This is a genomic window from Comamonas odontotermitis, from assembly GCF_014207855.1.
In the GTDB taxonomy this organism is placed as follows: Bacteria; Pseudomonadota; Gammaproteobacteria; order Burkholderiales; family Burkholderiaceae_C; genus Comamonas; species Comamonas odontotermitis_A.
The window spans coordinates 139632-158491 of record NZ_JACHKZ010000004.1 but is presented as its reverse complement, the minus strand read 5'-3'; the positions used below and the strand labels follow the sequence as shown (position 1 = coordinate 158491).

Below are 18860 nucleotides of genomic sequence, written 5' to 3'. Positions count from 1 at the left end.
CTATGAAAATGGTTGGAGATCAAGGATGGGAAGGTGCAGCCGACTCTCTTTTTGTGATCGAAGAACCTTAGCGCATGCGGTCGTCCGACTTGGCAGAAGGCAGGTGCTGCAGGCCCTGACTGAACCAACCTATGCGTTCGGTAGAGCGCACATCCAGCTGCGGTACATAGGGCTTGATGTCGAGCACTGGCGTGCCGTCCAGCATGTCATTGCCGCGAAAGCGAAGCACGTGGCCATGCACCTGCACCAGTTGCACGATGGACAGGCCGATGCGGTTGGGCCGCGCCGGCGCGCGCGTGGCGAAAACGCCGTGGCTCTCGGTATCCATGAAGGGCACGACTTCGAGCTTTTCCGTCGCCTGGTGCAGATGCGTGAGCAGGATCAGGTAGGCGAAGCCTTCGATGTCACGCAGGCCGGCGGCAAAGGCTTCGAATACTTCCAGTTCACCTTCCGCATCGGCTGCGGCCACGGTCTGGATCGGCATGCCCTGTGTGCTGTGGAAGGGACTGCGGATCGTGCCGATGGGGCGCATGGTGATGATGTCGTTCATGGGTGGCTTTTATTGGCGGCAAAGGGATCGGAGAACTGGGGATTGCTGATGAATGTGTAGTCGGTCAGCGTTTTCAGAAAGGCCACGAGGTCGGACTTGTCCTGAGCCTGCAGGCGGATCTGTGAGATGAGCGGATCCTTGTAGGGGTTGAGCCGGCCGTCGCCTGCATACAGGCCATTGCCCACATTGCGGCCGCCGTCGGCATAGAAGTCGAGCACGGCTTCGAGCGTGCCGATGCTGCCGTCATGCATGTAGGGTGCGGTCAGCTCGATATTGCGCAGGCTGGCTGCACGAAAGCGTCCCATGTCGGTGATCTTTCGGGTGAGTTCGTACACTCCGCGGTTCGGCTCCGGGTAGGCGCCTGTACCTCCGATGTTGAACAGCCCCGTGTTGTGAAACACCGCTGGCGCGTCGGTTGTCGTGGCTGTGCGGAACTGGTCATTGAAGTTCGGGCTGCCGTGGCAGCGCGAGCACAGCGCCTGATCGCCGAAGAAAAGGCGCATTCCCCGCGTCTCCGTATCCGTCAGTGTCACCTGCCCGGCAAGATGGCGGTCATAGCGGCTGTCTGCCGAGATGAGCGTGCGCTCGAAGGCTGCGATGGCCTTGGCAACATGGTCCCAGCTCAGCGGCTCTGGCAGGCCCGCAAACGCTGCTGCAAAGCGTGGCGGGTAGTCGGGATCGCGGCGCAGTCGGGCCAGTACCTCGTCGCGGTTGCCGTCATTCACGCCTAGCTCTACCGGATGGACATTGAACAGCGGCGCGAGCAGTTGCTGCTCCAGTGTGGTCGCTGCCGGATCGGCCCAGTTCAGCGTGCTGTGGTAGGCCACATTGGCCAGGGGCTGGGCGTTGCGCGGGTGTATCTCGCCGGTGGAACCACGTGCCAGTGCCCGGTTGTCGGTAAAGGCGCTGGCCTGTGCATGACAACTGGCGCAGGACTGCGTGCCGTTGCCCGACAACCGGGTGTCATAGAACAGGCGCCGACCCAGCTCCACTTTGGCCGTGTTCATTGGATTGTTTTCAGGCACGACAGGCGGACTCCAGCCGGCTGGAAGACTCCATTGCCAGGGCTCGGTAGCAGGCAACTCGATGGTGCTGCCTGCCGTGGAACCGCCGCCGCAGCCTGCGAAGGTTGTCGCCACTGCCAGGCAGGCGAACATCCAGATCTGCAGGCGTGTTGTACGCAGGGAACGGCCGCATGGTGGGGCGGCGCTATCATGGGGTTGCATCGCTATTCCAAAATATAATAACGATGGTATTTTATTGAATGAATTCAAATCAATGAGGAGCACATGAAAATCATTTCCGCTTTGCGCAACACCTTTGGGCTGCGCCGCTGGTTGCTAGCCGGTATGGCTTCGGGGTTCGTGGCGCTGTCGGCCTGTGGTGGCGGGGGTAGTGACGTGGATCGGGGACCGACCACACTGCCGGTGGCAGCCAAGCTCAATGGCCTGTACTGGGACAAGGTCGAATCCAGGCTGTACCTGACTGACGACACGGCCAACAATATCCGTGTGTGGGACGGCAACCAGTCCTTTCCGGCCTATGCGGCCTTGCCTGCAGCGCCAGCCAGCGGCGCCACGCTGGGACAGTTGACGCGCAGATCTGATGGCGCGTTCTACACCACGCGTTTTGGTTTCGGTACCGATGGCGCAGTCGTCGCCGTTCCCAAGAGCGGCACCGCATTCAACCTGGAGGGGACGGACCCAAAGCGCCGCCGCATCGGCATCACCACGGCACCTGATGGCGCCTTGCTGGATGGATGGTTCATCAAGGGCGGCGCAGGCGCAGTGAGCCAGCTGAGCATGAACGGCCAACAGGCGAGCGAGCGTGAACTGGTCACCGGCCTTGGCAAACCGGTAGGCCTGGCAGTGGCGGGTGACACGCTCTACATCGGCGATCAGAACAACGGGCAACTGCTGTCGTACTCGCTGAGCAAGGTGCGCGCGCAGCCCGCCGGTCTGGCTGACGGCAAGCTCGTGGCCACTTTCACGACGCTCGATGGTATCGACCTGATGACAGCGGCGTCAGACGGTACGCTGTTCTTCGGCGGCTCAGGCGGCAAGCTGTTTCAGGTCAACCCCAAGGGGGAAACCAGTGTGCTGGCGAGCGGCTGGTCCAAGATCATCGGCGTGGCCTACGACGAGTCCAACCGCCGGCTGTTCGCGGCAGTGGCGGCGCCCGATGCGAGCGGCACGGCGAGCGTTCGGATCGTGCCGGTGAAGTGAGCAGGATATGCCTTGGCCGCTTGCCTTGTCTGGTGCAGGCAGCACGGCTGGGGCCAGAAAGGTAGGCCGGTAGCCTGAAGGCAATCCCGGCTGCCATCACCTTGCAGGCAGCAAAACTCGCAGGTGCTCCACGAACGCCTTCACACCTTGCGGCAACTGGCGGCCCGTCAGCGTCTGCAGCTCAATGGAGCGTGCATTCATGCCGCGCTCGCGGATGGCTGCCGTATGCAGCTGGCCCCGGCGCACATATTCGCGCACGGTCACCTCGCCACCCAGCGTGAGCCCGCCGCCGTGCAGCACAAAGCGCACCAGGGCATCGAACTGGCTGCTCTCCAGCACCGGTTCAAACTCCAGCCCGCGCTGCCCGCAGGCAATGTCAAACAGCTGGCGCGCGGTGTTGCCTTCGTCCAGCAGCGCAATCGGGTAGGGATGCATCTGCGCGAGCGTCACGCTGGAAAAGCGGGCCAGCGGGTGATCGGGCGGCATGATCGCAATCACTGGCGAGCTCTGGCGGTGTTGCACATCGATGTCGCGCACTGCGGCGCGGCTGTAGGTGAGGCCGATGTCAGCATCCCCATTGCGCACGGCATGCGTTACCGCAGCAGGTGATGCGGCCGTGAGCTGAAACCGCATGCCAGGGTGTTTGTTGCGGAACGAGGCCATGGCATGGGGCAGAAACTCGAAGGAAAACCCGGCGGACGCCATGACGCGGACGTGACCGCGGCGCAGCCCATGCAATGCCTGTATGTCCGACACCACCTGGTCTGCTTCCAGCGCGTGGCGTCTGGCATGGTGGGCGAGCAGCTCTCCTGCTGCACTGGCCACCATGCCCCGCGGGCGGCGCTCGAACAAGGGGGTCTGCAGCACTTCTTCGAGCGATGCGATCTGGCGGCTGACGGCCGATGCCGAGACATTGAGCCGAAGCGCGGCCTCGCTCACCGAGCCGCTGCGCACCACTTCCAGAAAATAGCGGATGGCGGTGTCCTGTAGATGCTGAGAGGTTTGCATGGCCTGCTTTGCAAAAAACGCAACGATAACCGCAGAAAATTGTGATTGTCGGAAAGTGGATGTTTACCTATGCTGAATTTTCAGACATCCAGGAGACGGACCCCCAATGAGCCAGCACCGTGTTTCTGCCAGCTCCGGCATTGTGGAACTCAACGCCACCCAGCTTTCAGCAGCCATCCATCGCAAAGAGGTTTCCTGCACCGAGGTGCTGCAGGCTTTCTGGGCCCAGATGGATCGGCTCAACCCGCAGGTCAATGCCTTGGTGGCGCCCATGCCCCGCGAGCCGCTGCTGGCGCAGGCACACCAGCTTGACCAGGAGCTGGCGCGCGGCCAAAGCCGCGGGCCGCTGCACGGTTTTCCGCAGGCGCCCAAGGACATCTCACCCGTTGCGGGCATGGTCACCACCAAGGGCTCGCCGATCTTCGCGGGCCAGGTGACGCAGGCCGATGCGGTGATTTTCGAGCGCATGCGCGCTGGCGGCGCACTGTTTGTAGCGCGCAGCAATTCGCCCGAATTCGGGCTGGGCGGCCACACCTATAACCCGGTCTACGGCACTACGCGCAACGCCTTCGATCCTGCGCGCTCGGCGGGTGGCAGCAGTGGTGGCGCAGCGGTTGCCGTGGCGCTGCACATGCTGCCGGTGGCCGACGGCTCGGACATGATGGGTTCGCTGCGCACGCCAGCCGCATTCAACAACGTCTACGGCCTGCGCACCTCGGTGGGCTGTGTGCCGCACGGGCCGGGCGATGAGGTGTTCTTTCAGCAGTTCAGCGTGGCGGGGCCGATGGCGCGCAATATTCCCGATCTGGCACTGCTGCTGTCGGTGCAGGCGGGGTTTGATGCACGGCTGCCGCTCACGCGGCGCAGCGAGGGCGCACAGGACTGGGGCGGGGCGCTGCCGCGCGATTTTCGCGGAGCGCGCATTGGCTGGCTGGGCGATCTGGGCGGACACCTGCCCACTGAACCTGGAGTACTTGATGTGTGCCGCGCTGCTCTGCATGCGTTCGTGGATATCGGCTGCGCGGTGGATGAAGTGCTGCCGCCTTTCGATATGGAGCAGCTGTGGCGCGCCTGGATCGATCTGCGCAGCTTCAGCGTGGCGGGCGCCAATGCGGCCCTGTACGACGACCCTGCCAAACGCGCACTGCTCAAACCTGAAGCGGTGTGGGAGATGGAGCGTGGACGTGCGCTCACCGCCATGGACATCTATGCGGCTGCGCGCGTGCGAAGCGCGTGGTACGAAGTGCTGCGCCGGTTGTTCGAGACCTACGATTTCCTCATCCTGCCTGCCGCACAGGTCTTTCCCTTTGAGGCGGCGCTGGACTGGCCCAAGTCTGTGGGTGGCCGCACCATGGATACCTACCACCGCTGGATGCAGGCAGTGGTTCCCGCCACCATGGCTGGCTTGCCAGCGCTGGCAGCGCCTGCGGGCTTCGGCGCGCAAGGGCTGCCTGCGGGCTTGCAGATCATCGGGCCTGCGCAGTCCGACCTGGCTGTGCTGCAGATCGGCCATGCCTACGATCAGGCCAGCGGCCATGCGCGCGTGGCGAGCCCGCTGCTGGCTTGATGTCGTGTTTCCAGAAAGCGTATCTTCCTAAGGAGATTTTCACCATGGCCTTGTCCCGCTCCCGCTTCATCATCTGCATGGCAGCCAGTGCTGCTGCACTGGCGCTGCCACCTGCCTTCGCGCAGCAGCATTATCCTGATCGGCCGATCAAGCTGGTGGTGCCCTATGCGCCCGGCGGCGCGACCGATATTCTGGGCCGACTGCTGGCCACTTCACTGGGTGAGAAGCTGGGCCAGCCCGTGATCGTGGACAACCGCCCCGGCGCCAGTACGGCGGTGGGTGCGGGGCTGGTGGCCAAGGCGCAGCCTGACGGCTACACACTGCTGCTGGGGGCAGGCTCAACGCTGACGATGAACCCCGTGGTGCGCAAGACGCTGCCCTACGATCCGCAGCGCGGCTTCACCATGTTGGGCGTGGTGGCCGACATGGGCCTGGTACTGGTGGCCAATAACGAGGTCAAGGCCAATACCCTGCAGGAGCTGGTTGTCGAATCGAAGGCCGCGCCGGACAAGTTCTCGTATGGCACTTTCGGCACCGCGTCATCGGTGCATTTTGGGGGCGAGCTGCTCAAATCTGCCACGGGCTTGAGCATGCTGCATGTGCCCTTCAACGGCAGTTCGCCCAGCCTGACCGCGTTGATGGGCGGGCAGGTGCAACTGGCCGTCGATACGGTGGTGGCGACCACGCCGCTGATCAAATCGGGCAAGATCAAACCGATTGCCGCGCTGGGCTCCAGGCGCCTGGCCTTGCTGCCGCAGGTGCCCACTGTAGCCGAGAGTGGCTACCCCGGTTTTGACATGAGTACCTGGTTCACCTTCATGGCACCAGCCGGTCTGCCTGCGCCGGTGCAAAAGAGACTGGAGCAATCGCTGGCCGAGGTGATGGCCGTGCCCGAGATGCAGCGCAAGCTGGTGGACATTGGCCTGACACCTGCCTGGGGGCCGGGTGCGGCACTGCGCGAGCGTGTGGAGCGCGAGCTGCCGCTGATGCGCGAGGTGGCGCAGCGGGCGAATATTCAGGCAGAGTGAGTGTCTGTGCTCGGGTTCGGAATTTCTTCTAAAAGATAGCTGCTGGCGTATATACAGAAAGCGCTGGCAGCCATTCGTTTTAGTTTTTCAGCGGATCAGGCGACCTGTGCATGGAAGGCCTTGTTGGCGATCTTCCAGCCCTGCGCGGTCTTGAGCAGCACGAAATAGTCGGTGAAGGTGATACTGCCGTGCACCAGGGTGACCTTGGCGCTGGCCGCCGTGCCCACGATATCGAGCGTATCGATGGTGCGGCGGCGTGTGGCCTCATCGGCAGCCGGGGTGTTATTGAAGCGCTGGCAGTAGGTATCGAGATCCCACGAGGTGAGCGGGCCCTCGCGCACGCTCTCCAACCGCGCGGTGGGCATGAAGGCGGCACGCATGTGTTCGGCGCTGTCTTCGGCGTGGCCACGCATGTACAGCTCCAGCGGCACGCGCACGGCGGCCTCTTCGGGGTGGCTGGTCAGTCGGGTGGCGGTGTTGCTCATGGTGTTGTCTCCTGGGAAATCGGTTGGGAATCGGTAGGAAATCTGCTGCGAGACCGTGAACACGGTTCCAAAAGACGCTCGCACAGAACAGTGCGGCGCCGTTGGCAGGTACGCGATGCGATGGTAGTGCGCGCAGGCGCTACGATTAGCGCCATTGCGGTCATCAGTGCTTAACGTAGGTTTTTCCACCACAGCGCATTGCTGCGCGGCTGACCAACGGTCAGCACCTCGCCGATTTCCGGGGTTGCCAATGCAATGCCGCGCTGCTCGGACAGCGCCTCCAGGCGGTCCAGAGGATCGCGCCAGCTGTGCATGGCCAGGGCAAAGGTGCTGTTGTGCACGCTGTAGAGTACCTGGCCGCGCACATCGGCGAAGGCCTGCACGGTTTCTTCCGGCGTCATGTGTACCGAGGGCCAGTAGGCGTCGTAAGCGCCGTTTTCCATCAGAGCCACATCCATGGGGCCGAGTTGTTCGCCAATGGTCTTGAAACCGGGGAAATAGCCCGAATCGCCGGTATAGAAAATGCGCTGGCCTCCAGCCTGCAGCACCCACGACGCCCAGAGTGTGCTGTTGCGGTCGTTGAGCGTGCGGCCTGAAAAATGCTGCGAAGGCGTGGCCGTGAGGGTGACGCCCGCATGGGCATCGGCCTGCCACCAGTCGAGTTCGGTGATGCGTTCCGCCTCTACCCCCATGGCGCGCAGGCGAGCACCGACCGCGAGCGGCACGAAATAGCGCTCCACCTTGCCGAGCAGAAATTTGATCGTGGGCTCGTCCAGATGGTCATAGTGGTCGTGCGAGAGCACGAGGCCTGCAATTGGTGGCAATTCCTGCAGCGGCAGCGGCGTGGGGTGAAAGCGCTTGGGGCCGATGAAGCTGAAAGGCGACACGCGCTCGCCAAACACCGGATCGATCAGCCAATAGCGGCCCTGCAGCTTGAGCAGGTGTGAAGAGTGGCCCAGCCGGATGATGTGGTTGGCATCGTCCGCCAGCGCCTGCAGCTGCGCCTGGCTTACCGGCTGCACGGGAATCGGATCCTGCGGTACGGTGCCGGTCTTGTCGCCGAACAGAAAGCGCGACCAGATCTGCAACCCGCCGGCATGGGGCTTGATGTCGGGGTTGGGGCCGTTGCGAAAGCGCTGGTCCTGCGCGGAGTACTGTTGCGAGGCTTGGTAGCGGCGCTGGCTTTCTTCGTCAGGGGTGGATGCGCATGCGGCAATCGAGCAGGCCGTGGCGACCAGCCAGCCGCTGCGCAGGCGTTTGAATCCGCTGCGGGGGCTTGCCGTGGCGGGGGAAGGCGAGGGGGAGGGTGTGCTCATGGAACAGGTTTCGAGTTCTGCGAGCCATGATAGCGGCCTGAAAAAAAGCCGCAGGCGTGCGGCCATTGATACCCATCCCTCATACAAACAGGCTATGCGAGGGCCTTGCGCCCCACGGCCTGTATCAATTGGTTCAGCCGCGCATATTGCTGCTGGAATACCTCATCTGCCTGGGATTGTGCGTTGATCGGCTGGCGCACATTGCGGCCTTCGGATTCGAGCTTGCTGCGGATGGCAGGCGTTGCCAGCGCGGCAGAGACTGCATTGCGCAGTATGGTGACACGCTCTGGCGGCGTGCCTTTGCGTACAAAGTAGCCGCCGCCGATCGTATGTTCGAAATCGGGCGTGTACCGGCTTGCCGAGATGAGTGGCAGGTGCCTGATGGGCTCGGGCAGCGCCTTGGAGAAGCTGGTGAGGATGCGCAGGCGGCCCTGCTGCTGCATGCCGTCGAAGCTGGTCTGGTAGGGCAGGATCGCGAAATCCACCTGTCCGCCAGCCACATCCTGCAGAGCCGGTGCCGCGCCCTTGTAGGGTACGTGCAGAAAGGGCAGCTTCAACTGCGCAGCCAGGGCATCGCCCATCAGGTTGTACATGGAGTCGATGCCCACCGTTGCGTAGGTGAGCGGTTTGTCCTGGCGCTTTTTGGCAAAGTCGATGAACTCGTCGTAGGTGCGGGCGGGCAAGTCGTTTTTCACCAGCAGCACGATGACGGCTTCGGTGGTGGGGCAGGCGAAACTGAAATCCTGCGGCTTGTAACGTGCAGCCGGGTTCAGCATGGGTGCCAGAAAGACTTCGTTGGCCGAACCGTGAAAGAAGGTGTATCCATCACTGGGCGCGGACAGCACCTTGCCCGCACCCAGCAGGCCGGTGCCACCGCCAATGTTCTCGACGATGACTTGCTGCTGCAGTGTCTTGCCCATGGATTCCGCAAAGATCCGCGCAGCCACGTCGCTGGCGCCGCCTGCTGGATACGGCACGATCAGGCTGAGCGGTTTGCTGGGGAACGCGTCGCTCGCCCGCGCAAGCGGCGTGATGGCCGAAAGACTGGCAAGGCCCGCTGTGGCGCCCAGGCCCCGGATGAAATGGCGGCGATGGATGTGCTGCATGAAAGCTCCAGAAAGATGTGCAGATGCGCTGGGCCAACGGGGGCTAGCGCAGATAGCTTTGGACGAGGTGCGACCAGAAGGCTGCGCCAATGGCCAGGGCCTTGTCGTTGAAGTCGTACAGCGGGTTGTGCACCATGCAGCCGCCATCTTCGCCAACGCCATTGCCCAGGCGAATATAGGCGCCGGGGCGCTTCTGGAGCATGTAGGCGAAATCCTCGCTGCCCATGGTGGGCGTGCGCTGGCTCACGTTGTCGGCACCCAGCAGGCGAATGGCGGCCTCGCGGGCGTACTCCGTCTGCGCGGGATGGTTCAACAGTACGGGGTATTTGTGCAGGTAGTCGATCTCGCAGTTCAACTGGTAGCTCTGGGCCTGGCCTTCGACGAACTGGCGGATGCGTTTTTCGACCAGCGTGCGCACCGCAGGATCGAGTGTGCGCACACCGATTTTCAGCAACGCGGATTCGGGAACAATGTTGTAGACCTCGCCCGCCTGGATGGAGCCGACGGTGATCACTGCCGCGTGCGAGGCATCGATCTCGCGGGTGATGATGGATTGCAGGCCCAGCACGATGCTGGCCGCGCACTGCATCGGGTCGATGCCATGGTGCGGCATGGCGCCGTGGGCGCTGCGCCCATGCAGCCGGATGGTGACGCGGTCGAATGAGGCCATGGCGGGGCCGGGGCTGATCGCCATCTTGCCAACCGGAAGGCCAGGGGCGTTGTGCAGCGCGTAGATTTCGTCGCAGGGGAAGAGGTCGAACAGGCCTTCATCCACCATGCGCAGCGCGCCGCCTTCGTTCTCTTCCGCAGGTTGGAAGATCAGGTTCAGCGTGCCATTGAAATCCACCGACTGGGCCAGGTGCCTTGCAGCGCACAGCAAGATGGCGGTGTGACCATCGTGCCCGCAGGCATGCATCTTGCCAGGCAAGGTGCTGGCGTAATCGAGGCCCGTGCGCTCCTGGATCGGGAGCGCATCCATGTCGGCGCGAATGCCGATGGCCCTGCTGCCGTTGCCCTTGGTCAACTGGCCCACGACACCGGTGGAGCCCAGGCCGCGATGCACCTTGTAGCCCAGGTCTTTGAGGGTGCTGGCGACCAGGTCGCTGGTTCGCTGCTCTTCAAATGCGAGTTCTGGGTGAGCGTGGATCGATCTGCGGATCGAGACGAACTGCGGTGCAATGCTTTCAACGGAAGACAGCAGACCGGCGCAGGAGGGAAAGTCTTGGGGCATGGCTTTTGTGGAACAGGCGAGAGGCGGTGTCTGGCATTGTGGAATGAAGTGCCGTGCCGCTTTGTCGCTCAATGGACAAAAGGAATGCCGCAGATGGCGGCGCCGTAGAAACAAAAAACGCGCCCTAAGAACCTGTTCTAAGGCGCGTTGGATTGCTTGCTTTCCCGCAAAGTGGGTTTATTCCACTTCGGCAATCAACTCAATCTCGACGCAGGCCCCACGAGGAACCTGCGCCACGCCAAAGGCGCTACGGGCATGGGCGCCTTTTTCAGGGCCAAACACCTGTGCAATCAACTCGCTGGCGCCGTTGGTGACGAGGTGCTGTTCGGTGAAGTCTTCGGTGCTGTTGACCAGGCTCATCAGCTTGACGATGCGCTTGACGCGGTTGAGGTCTCCGCCCACGGCCGCCTGCAGGGTGCCCAGCAGGTCAATGGCAACGGCACGCGCAGCCAGCTTGCCTTCGGCGGTGTCGATGTTCTTGCCCAGCTTGCCCGTCCAGGGTTGCCCGTTCTTGCTGGCTGTGTGCCCGCTGATGAAGACCAGGTTGCCGGTCTGCGCAAAGGGCGAATAGGCTGCGGCAGGCGTGCGCACGGGCGGCAGCTCGATGTTCAGGGCTTTGAGTTGGTCGTAAACGCTCATGGTCGATGTCCGGTGATGGGTCAAGGAGTGGTTGCAAACCTGATTTGCTATCAAATTTGCATATTTCCCGCACATCGTACCAGCGCTACCGGCCGTTTTGCTATGCAAAAAGACAGCGGCGCCATGCCCAAATGGCATTGGCGCCGCTGGCGAGGGTGTTGCGCCTGGGATCAGGCCAGCTCGGCGATCAGCTCGATTTCCACGCAGGCGCCAAAGGGGATCTGTGCCACGCCAAAGGCGCTGCGTGCATGGGCGCCTTTTTCAGCGCCAAACACTTCGGCCATCAATTCGCTGGCGCCGTTGGTGACGAGGTGCTGCTCGGTGAAATCGCTGGTGCTGTTGACCAGGCTCATCAGTTTGACGATGCGCTTGACGCGGTTGAGATCACCGCCCGCTGCGTGCTGCAGGGTGCCCAGCAGGTCGATGGCCACAGCGCGGGCCGCCAGCTTGCCTTCTTCGGTGGTGATGTTGCGGCCAAATTGCGCTACCCAGGGCTTGCCATCCTTGCGTGCGATGTGGCCGCTCAGGAAGACCGTGTTCCCCGTCTGCACATAGGGCACATAAGCGGCGGCAGGAATGGCCAGCGGCGGAAGGCTGATGTTCAAGGCTTGGAGTTGGTCGTAAACGCTCATGGAGTCCTCGGTGGGTTGGGGGCAGCAGCGCTGCGCCGATTGCAGAAAACGCCAAGTGTGGCACAAATGCATACTGCTTCGGGGCGCAGGCGATGACCTTCGTCATGGATGCCTACCGTTCGTCCGTTCAAGGGCTGGCACCCTGGGTTGAGCGCCGGGGCGCACGCCTAGCATGGCGCCATGCCAAGCGCCTTGTCACCGTCTTCATGCTCTGCTGTGCAGGGAGCGGCTGCGTCTTTTGCAGGGTGGCAAACTTTGGCATGGCTCTGGGGCATTGTGCTGGGCTCTGCGTTGCAGCTGCAGCAATCGGAGCTTTATCCGCAAACGGTGTACGGATGGGGGCTGGGCCTGGGGGCATTGGCCAGCGTGTATTGGCTATGGCGCTCGGGTGCATGCACAAAGCACGATGGATGGCGCAGGTGGGCCGGTAGCCTGGGCGCAATGCTGGCCGCTTGCCTGCTGGCATGGGGGCTGGCGGGCTGGCAGGCCGCGCAGCAGATGGCGCTGCGGCTTGATCCCGCGCTGGAAGGGGCTGATCTGCTCTTGCAAGGCACCATTGCCGCGATGCCGCAGCAAACGGCGGTGGGGCAGCGCTTTCGTCTGCAGGTTGATATGGCAGACGCTGGCGGGCAGCCGGTTGCAGTTCCTCCATTGATCGATCTGGCATGGTACGCGCAGCCCGTTGCGAATGCCATGCGTCGTGGTGCACCTGCTGGCTCTGCAACCATTCCCGCGCTGGCAGCGGGGCAGCGCTGGCGCCTGCCGGTGCGGATCAAGGCGCCTCACGGCAGCGTCAACCCGCATGGGTTTGACTATGAATTGTGGATGTGGGAGCAGGGTGTTCATGCCACTGGCTATGTGCGCTTGCCTTCGGGCGTTCGGGCCGGTGGTGCGTTGCAGCCCGGTCCGCAGTTGCTGGAGGCCAGCAACGCGCACCCGGTGGAGCGCCTGCGGCAGCATGTGCGCGATGCCATGGTACACCGGCTAGCGCCGGTTGCCGATGGCTGGCGTGGGGATGGTGAAGCGATGGGAAATGAGGCTGGCGATGAAGCTGTGGCACGCCGGGCCCGCATTGCCGGTGTGCTCGTCGCGCTGGTTACCGGAGAGCAGCGCGCCATCGACCGGGAGGACTGGCGCGTCTTTCGCATCACGGGCGTGGCCCATCTGATGGCGATCTCAGGTCTGCACATCACCGTATTTGCCTGGGCTGCCAGCACGGTGGTGGGCTGGTGCTGGCGCCGCAGCAGTCTTCTGTGCCTGTGGCTGCCCGCGCCGCAAGTGGCCTTGGCGGCCGGAGTGCTGAGCGCTTTGGCCTATGCCGTCTTCAGTGGCTGGGGCGTGCCCGCACAGCGCACCGTGCTGATGCTGGCGGTGGTCGCGCTGCAAAGGATGAGCGGTCGGCCATGGCCCTGGCATGCCACATGGCTGATGGCGTGCGGCGCAGTGGTGCTGTTCCAGCCCATGGCGCTGCTGCAAGCGGGGTTCTGGCTCAGTTTTCTGGCAGTGGGTATCCTGTTTGCTTCAGATATGGGAAAGGGCGGTGCAGGTGAGGCGTCGGATGGAAGGTTGATTGGCACCCAGCGCCGGTTGCTGGCCCTGCTGCGCGAGCAGTGGATCGTGACGGTGGCCATCACGCCACTGTCGCTGCTGCTGTTTGGCCAGGTTTCGGTGGTGGGGCTGCTGGCGAATGTGCTGGCCATACCGTGGGTGACCTGGGTGGCAACGCCTCTGGCATTGCTGGGCGTTGCGATACCCCCACTATGGGATCTGGCTGCTGGGGCCATGCAGATACTGATGGTGTGGCTGGAATGGCTGGCGCGCTGGCCGCACGCGGCGCTGTGGCTGCCTGCAGCTCCGTGGTGGGCGGCTGTGGCAGCCATGGTAGGCGGCATCTGGCTTGTGCTGCCACAGCCATGGCAGTTGCGCATGTTGGGTCTGCCATGCCTGTTGCCCGCGCTGTGGTGGCAGCCGCTGCGGCCCGCCGAGGGGCAGTTCAGCGTGCTTGCGCTGGATGTGGGGCAGGGCCAGTCAGTGCTGGTGCAGACGGCGCGGCACAGTCTGTTGTATGACGCGGGGCCGGTCTACGGCCCGGGCAGCAATGCGGGGGATCGTGTGGTGGTGCCTGTCCTGCGTGCGCTGGGCGCGCAGGGGCGAGTGTCGGGCGTGCTGGATATGCTGGTGCTCAGCCACGGAGACAGTGATCACACCGGCGGCAGCACTGCCGTGGCAGCGCAGTTGTGGCCCGCGCAGGCCATGGGGTCACTCACACCCCAGGAGCGCCACCAACTGGGCTTGCAGGCGCTGCCCTGGCAGGACTGTGCTGCGGGCAATTTCTGGGAATGGGACGGTGTGCGGTTTGAAGTCCTGCATCCGGACGGACCCTTGCCTGCCAGCGACGGCATTGCACACCAGCGCTCAGGCAACGCGCGCAGCTGCGTATTGCGCATACTGGGGCAACCCCACAAGGGCCATGCGGCAGCGGCTCTGTTGCCGGGTGATCTGGAAAAGCAGCAGGAGCAGATGCTGGTACAGCGGGGCACCATGCTCCGTGCCGATCTGATGCTGGTACCGCATCACGGCAGCAATACCTCATCAACCCGGGCTTTGCTGGCCGCAGTGGGCGCGAGCCGGGCAGTGGCGCAAACCGGCTACCGCAACCGCTTTCACCATCCGGCCGCGCCCGTGGTGCAGCGCTATGCGGACCAGCGTATCCGGTTTCATTCTTCGGTGGAATGCGGTGCGGCGCTGTGGTATTCCGCGGAGCCGGAAGCGTTGCAGTGCCACCGCCTGATTCGTCCGCGCTTTTGGCAGCATACATTGCACCAATTTGGTGCAGATGGACAGAACATCTTCGATAAACCTGCGCCACAGCACGATATGCCTCTTGTGGAATCTATAGACTATGGCAATGGTTCTTTGATATCCGATGAAGGTTAGTACCTAGCTGGCAATGGCGCGAAACTTGCTAAGCTGGTTTGGCGAGAAAGGAAGAGTTGATGCAGAAATTCGACGAGATGTACCAAGGGCTACCCTATGCCGCAGGAGCCGAGCGGGTGCATTACCAGACCTACGCCAAGTGGCTCAAAGAGCAGCCTTTTGACAAGATGCAGGCATTGCGCGAAGAGGCCGAACTCGTGTTTCGCCGCGTGGGTATCACCTTTGCGGTCTATGGCGAGAAAGACGAGGACGGATCGGGCACGGAGCGGCTGATTCCATTTGATCTGATTCCGCGCATCATCCCTTCCCATGAATGGCGACAGATGCAAAAGGGACTGGTGCAGCGGGTAACGGCACTTAATCGGTTCATCCATGACGTCTATCACGACCAGGAGATTCTGAAAGCCGGTATCGTGCCGCGCGATCTGGTGCTGGATAACAGCCAGTACCGGCCCGAAATGCAGGGTGTGAATGTTCCCCTCGATACTTATGCGCACATCGCAGGCATTGATATCGTGCGGGCGGCCGAAGCCGATGGAAGCGGCACCTACTATGTGCTGGAAGACAATCTGCGTGTGCCATCGGGCGTTTCGTACATGCTGGAAAACCGCCGCATGATGATGCGGCTCTTTCCCGGGCTCTTCAGCAGCCACGCTGTTGCGCCTGTGGCCCATTACCCCGATCTGCTGCTCGACACCCTGCGTGCCAGCGCTCCCGCACATGCCATCAACAATCCGACCGTGGTGGTATTGACGCCGGGCATGTACAACAGCGCCTACTTCGAACACGCCTTCCTCGCACAGCAAATGGGGGTGGAGCTGGTGGAGGGGCAGGATCTGGTGGTGCGCGACGACGTACTCTACATGCGCACTACGCAGGGACTGCAGCGCGTGGATGTGATCTACCGCCGTGTGGACGACGACTTTTTGGATCCGCAGGTCTTCCGCCCCAATTCGACACTGGGTTGCGCAGGCCTGATGCAGGTGTACCGCAAGGGCAATGTCGCCATCTGCAATGCAGTGGGGACGGGTGTGGCCGATGACAAATCGGTCTACCCATATGTGCCAGACATGATTCGTTTCTACCTGGGTGAAGAAGCCATCCTGAAGAACGTGCCGACCTGGATGTGCCGCAAGCCGGATGACCTGGCCTATGTGCTGGACCACCTGGAAGATCTGGTGGTGAAGGAAGTGCATGGTGCCGGCGGTTACGGCATGCTGATCGGTCCGGCAGCTTCGCGCGCCGAGATCGAGGAGTTTCGCGCGGTGCTCAAGGCCAAGCCCAGCGGCTACATCGCGCAGCCTACGCTCAGCCTCTCCAGCAGTCCCACCTATGTGGAAAGCGGAATTGCGCCGCGCCACATCGATCTGCGTCCGTTCGTGCTCAGCGGCAAGCAGGTGCAGATGGTACCGGGCGGCCTGACGCGCGTGGCCCTCAAGGAGGGATCGCTGGTCGTTAACTCGTCGCAGGGCGGTGGCACCAAGGACACCTGGGTACTGCGTGGCCCCGAAGATGACTACAGCGAGTGGGAGGGCGGCCAGCAGTGATGCCTGCACCCTGGCCTTCAACCGAGATCATGAATAGCGAAAGAGTTTATTAATGTTGAGCCGCACCGCCGATCACCTCTACTGGATGTCCCGTTACACCGAACGGGCGGAAAACACAGCCCGTATGCTCAATGTCAGCTACGAGACCTCCATGCTGCCGCAGTCCGCGTCTGCCGCCACCAAAGCCTGGCAGAGCGTGCTGTCGATCAGCGAACTGCTGCCTGCCTACTACCAGCGCCACGACGAAGTGACCTTGGAAGGGGTATTGCACTTCATGGTGCGTGATGAGACCAATTCCTCATCCATCTACAGCTGCCTGCAGGCAGCGCGCGAAAATGCCCGCGCAGTGCGCGGTGCGCTGACCACAGAAGTCTGGGAGACGCAGAACCTGACATGGCTGGATATGAACCGGCTGTTCAAGGCCAAGAAGTTCGAGACCGATCCGGCCAAGTTCTTTGAATGGGTCAAGTACCGCTCGCATCTGTCGCGTGGCGTGGCGCTGGGCACCATGCTGCAGGACGATGCATTCCTGTTCTTGCGGCTGGGCACTTTCATCGAGCGCGCAGACAATACCGCGCGCTTGCTGGACGTGCGTTTTCACGCGATCAAGAACGATTATCACGGCACGCAAATGCCGGGCAAAGGCCAGGCGCAGTTTGACTTCTACCACTGGAGTGCCATTCTGCGCAGCGTCTCGGCGTTCGAGGTGTACCGCAAGGTCTACCGCAATGTGATCACGCCCGAGCGTGTGGCCGAGATGCTGATCCTGCGCCGAGACATGCCGCGCTCCCTGCATGCCAGCATGTACGAGGTCGTGCAGATTCTGGAGGCCGTGGCCAACGACCATTCTGCCGAAACCCAGCGCCAGGCAGGCTTGCTGCTGGCAGAGTTGCAGTATGGCCGCATTGACGAGCTGCTGGCCACCGGTCTGCATGCCTACCTGGTGCACTTTCTAGAGCGCGTGCACGCGCTGGGCGGCCGCATCAGCAACGACTTTCTTGCGACTGCAGACTGATAAAGTGAGCAGTCTGTAGCGTCGATAGCGACGAAGAAAAGGAAAAGGGCGCAGGGCGCCCTTTTCGTTTGGATGGTCTGTGCCTGATGCCCGGTGGGCTTATTCCAGCTCGCCCATCATCGACTGCAGGTAGTTCTGTGTGCCGACCTTGTCGATCAGATCCAGCTGGGTTTCGAGAAAGTCGATGTGCTCTTCGGTGTCGTCCAGAATCTTTTGCAGCAGATCGCGCGAGACATAGTCGCGCACGCTTTCGCAGTGGGCGATGCCGTCCTTGATGGTGGCTTGCGCGCCTTGCTCCAGGCGCAGATCGCATGCGAGCGCCTCTGGCACGTCTTCGCCGATCTGCAGTTTGCCCAGGTCCTGCAGATTGGGCAGTCCGTCGAGCATGAAGATGCGGTCCATCAGCCAGTCGGCGTGCTTCATCTCACCGATGGATTCCTCATATTCCTTCTTGGCCAGCTTGTCGAGGCCCCAGTGCTTGTACATGCGGTAGTGCAGAAAGTACTGGTTGATGGCGGTGAGTTCGTTTTTCAGCTGGGCTTGCAAAAAGCCGATGGCCTTGGGGTCGCCTTTCATGGTGGGCTCCTTCTCGGTGTGTCAGTGGTCGATGGGTCTATTGTCGGGGCGAATCGGCGATGCGCCAAACAGGCCAGCGCCTAATCCCCGCGGCCGCGTTCTGGCTGCGTTTAAGGTTGAGTTGTGTTCGCATTTGACAGTGCATGTCTGCACCTGCATGATGCGGCCTTGTCGAGAAGCAAGGCTGTTGTCACATGGCTGTGCTAACTTGCAGAGGTGACATGCAATTTGCTGTGCAGCCTTGCAAATTCGGCAAAAGTCCCCATTGAGAAAGTACGACAGGTCAGGTTTCTGAAAATAGCTTTTGCAAATTAAAACGATCAATTTAATTGACTGGATTAATTCTGCGTATTTTCCTACACTAACTCCTGTCAAGCAATTTTTACCACTAGAAGGAAACAGCAATGTCCCTGATCAATACGCAAGTCCAACCCTTCAAGACCACTGCTTTCGTGCAGCGCGCTGGCGCCGCCAAGGGCGAGTTTATCGACGTGACCGAAGCCGACCTGAAGGGCAAGTGGTCCGTGGTGATCTTCATGCCGGCCGCTTTCACCTTCAACTGCCCTACCGAAATTGAAGACGCAGCCAACAACTACGCCGAGTTCCAGAAGGCTGGCGCAGAGGTTTATATCGTCACCACCGACACGCACTTCTCGCACAAGGTGTGGCATGAAACCTCCGACGCTGTAGGCAAGGCCCAGTTCCCACTGGTTGGCGATCCTACGCACCAGCTGACCAACGCCTTTGGCGTGCACATTCCAGAAGAAGGTCTGGCGCTGCGCGGCACCTTCGTGATCAACCCTGATGGCGTGATCAAGACCATGGAAATCCACTCCAACGAAATCGCCCGTGACGTGTCGGAAACCCTGCGCAAGCTCAAGGCTGCCCAGTACACCGCTGCTCACCCAGGTGAAGTGTGCCCTGCCAAGTGGAAAGAAGGCGAGAAGACCCTGGCTCCTTCGCTGGACCTGGTCGGCAAGATCTGATCGATCTCGCAC

General features: G+C 62.1%; 17 protein-coding genes. 7 read left to right on the top strand and 10 right to left on the bottom strand.

Going from position 1 to position 18860, the window contains the following annotated elements; all coding sequences use genetic code 11:
* Nucleotides 1-67: 67 nt before the first annotated feature.
* Both tsaA and HNP33_RS05175 read right to left on the bottom strand, forming a co-directional pair.
* Nucleotides 68-550: a tRNA (N6-threonylcarbamoyladenosine(37)-N6)-methyltransferase TrmO gene (gene tsaA, locus HNP33_RS05180; RefSeq protein WP_184705990.1), complete on the bottom strand. Its 483-nt coding sequence runs from the start codon at nucleotides 548-550 to the stop codon at nucleotides 68-70.
* Nucleotides 547-1707 (bottom strand): methanobactin export MATE transporter MbnM, encoded by a 1161-nt coding sequence (locus HNP33_RS05175; RefSeq protein WP_184705989.1) that lies wholly within the window; start codon nucleotides 1705-1707, stop codon nucleotides 547-549. Before HNP33_RS05175 ends, tsaA begins: the two co-directional genes overlap by 4 nt.
* Nucleotides 1708-1839: 132 nt before the next feature.
* Between HNP33_RS05175 and HNP33_RS05170 the strand changes: the two genes are divergently transcribed.
* Nucleotides 1840-2775, top strand: a complete 936-nt coding sequence (locus tag HNP33_RS05170) for a hypothetical protein (protein ID WP_184705987.1) — start codon at nucleotides 1840-1842, stop codon at nucleotides 2773-2775.
* Nucleotides 2776-2871: 96 nt separating this feature from the next.
* Here HNP33_RS05170 and HNP33_RS05165 read toward each other — a convergent pair whose 3' ends face one another.
* Nucleotides 2872-3783: a LysR family transcriptional regulator gene (locus HNP33_RS05165; protein WP_184705985.1), complete on the bottom strand. Its 912-nt coding sequence runs from the start codon at nucleotides 3781-3783 to the stop codon at nucleotides 2872-2874.
* Between the two features lie 106 nt (nucleotides 3784-3889).
* Between HNP33_RS05165 and HNP33_RS05160 the strand changes: the two genes are divergently transcribed.
* Nucleotides 3890-5350, top strand: a complete 1461-nt coding sequence (locus HNP33_RS05160; RefSeq protein WP_184705983.1) for an amidase — start codon at nucleotides 3890-3892, stop codon at nucleotides 5348-5350.
* Between the two features lie 44 nt (nucleotides 5351-5394).
* On the top strand, nucleotides 5395-6378 hold the full coding sequence (locus HNP33_RS05155) for a Bug family tripartite tricarboxylate transporter substrate binding protein (protein ID WP_184705981.1): 984 nt from the start codon (nucleotides 5395-5397) through the stop codon (nucleotides 6376-6378).
* A 95-nt stretch (nucleotides 6379-6473) separates the two neighbouring features.
* On the opposite strand, the gene HNP33_RS05150 is transcribed toward HNP33_RS05155, so the two are convergent.
* The 6 genes from HNP33_RS05150 to HNP33_RS05125 all read right to left on the bottom strand — a co-directional run bounded on the left by HNP33_RS05150 (nucleotide 6474) and on the right by HNP33_RS05125 (nucleotide 11787).
* Nucleotides 6474-6863, bottom strand: coding sequence for a nuclear transport factor 2 family protein (locus tag HNP33_RS05150; protein ID WP_184705979.1), 390 nt, complete (start codon nucleotides 6861-6863; stop codon nucleotides 6474-6476).
* Nucleotides 6864-7033: 170 nt separating this feature from the next.
* A complete protein-coding gene (locus tag HNP33_RS05145; RefSeq protein ID WP_184705977.1) occupies nucleotides 7034-8179 on the bottom strand; it encodes an MBL fold metallo-hydrolase in 1146 nt (381 codons plus the stop codon).
* Between the two features lie 92 nt (nucleotides 8180-8271).
* Nucleotides 8272-9285, bottom strand: a complete 1014-nt coding sequence (locus HNP33_RS05140) for a Bug family tripartite tricarboxylate transporter substrate binding protein (RefSeq protein ID WP_184705975.1) — start codon at nucleotides 9283-9285, stop codon at nucleotides 8272-8274.
* Nucleotides 9286-9328: 43 nt separating this feature from the next.
* Nucleotides 9329-10516, bottom strand: a complete 1188-nt coding sequence (locus HNP33_RS05135; protein ID WP_184705973.1) for a M20 aminoacylase family protein — start codon at nucleotides 10514-10516, stop codon at nucleotides 9329-9331.
* A gap of 177 nt (nucleotides 10517-10693) precedes the next feature.
* Nucleotides 10694-11155, bottom strand: coding sequence for a RidA family protein (locus HNP33_RS05130; RefSeq protein ID WP_184705971.1), 462 nt, complete (start codon nucleotides 11153-11155; stop codon nucleotides 10694-10696).
* Nucleotides 11156-11325: 170 nt separating this feature from the next.
* The gene (locus tag HNP33_RS05125; protein WP_184705969.1) at nucleotides 11326-11787 is read right to left on the bottom strand and encodes a RidA family protein; all 462 of its coding nucleotides are present in this window, start codon (nucleotides 11785-11787) and stop codon (nucleotides 11326-11328) included.
* A 255-nt stretch (nucleotides 11788-12042) separates the two neighbouring features.
* Here HNP33_RS05125 and HNP33_RS05120 point away from each other — a divergent pair, with 255 nt between their 5' ends.
* Genes HNP33_RS05120 through HNP33_RS05110 form a run of 3 tightly spaced genes read left to right on the top strand, consistent with a single transcriptional unit; the run spans nucleotide 12043 to nucleotide 17286 of the window.
* Nucleotides 12043-14724 (top strand): DNA internalization-related competence protein ComEC/Rec2, encoded by a 2682-nt coding sequence (locus tag HNP33_RS05120; protein ID WP_325064910.1) that lies wholly within the window; start codon nucleotides 12043-12045, stop codon nucleotides 14722-14724.
* A 59-nt stretch (nucleotides 14725-14783) separates the two neighbouring features.
* Nucleotides 14784-16271 carry a circularly permuted type 2 ATP-grasp protein gene (locus tag HNP33_RS05115; protein ID WP_184705965.1) on the top strand — a complete coding sequence of 496 codons (1488 nt, stop codon included), beginning with the start codon at nucleotides 14784-14786 and terminating at the stop codon, nucleotides 16269-16271.
* Nucleotides 16272-16323: 52 nt separating this feature from the next.
* Nucleotides 16324-17286, top strand: coding sequence for an alpha-E domain-containing protein (locus tag HNP33_RS05110; protein WP_184705963.1), 963 nt, complete (start codon nucleotides 16324-16326; stop codon nucleotides 17284-17286).
* 99 nt (nucleotides 17287-17385) lie between these two features.
* Here the strand turns inward: HNP33_RS05110 and bfr are convergent, their stop codons facing one another.
* On the bottom strand, nucleotides 17386-17862 hold the full coding sequence (bfr, locus tag HNP33_RS05105; RefSeq protein WP_184705961.1) for a bacterioferritin: 477 nt from the start codon (nucleotides 17860-17862) through the stop codon (nucleotides 17386-17388).
* 404 nt (nucleotides 17863-18266) lie between these two features.
* Between bfr and ahpC the strand changes: the two genes are divergently transcribed.
* Nucleotides 18267-18848, top strand: a complete 582-nt coding sequence (ahpC, locus tag HNP33_RS05100) for an alkyl hydroperoxide reductase subunit C (RefSeq protein WP_184705959.1) — start codon at nucleotides 18267-18269, stop codon at nucleotides 18846-18848.
* Nucleotides 18849-18860 lie beyond the last annotated feature (12 nt).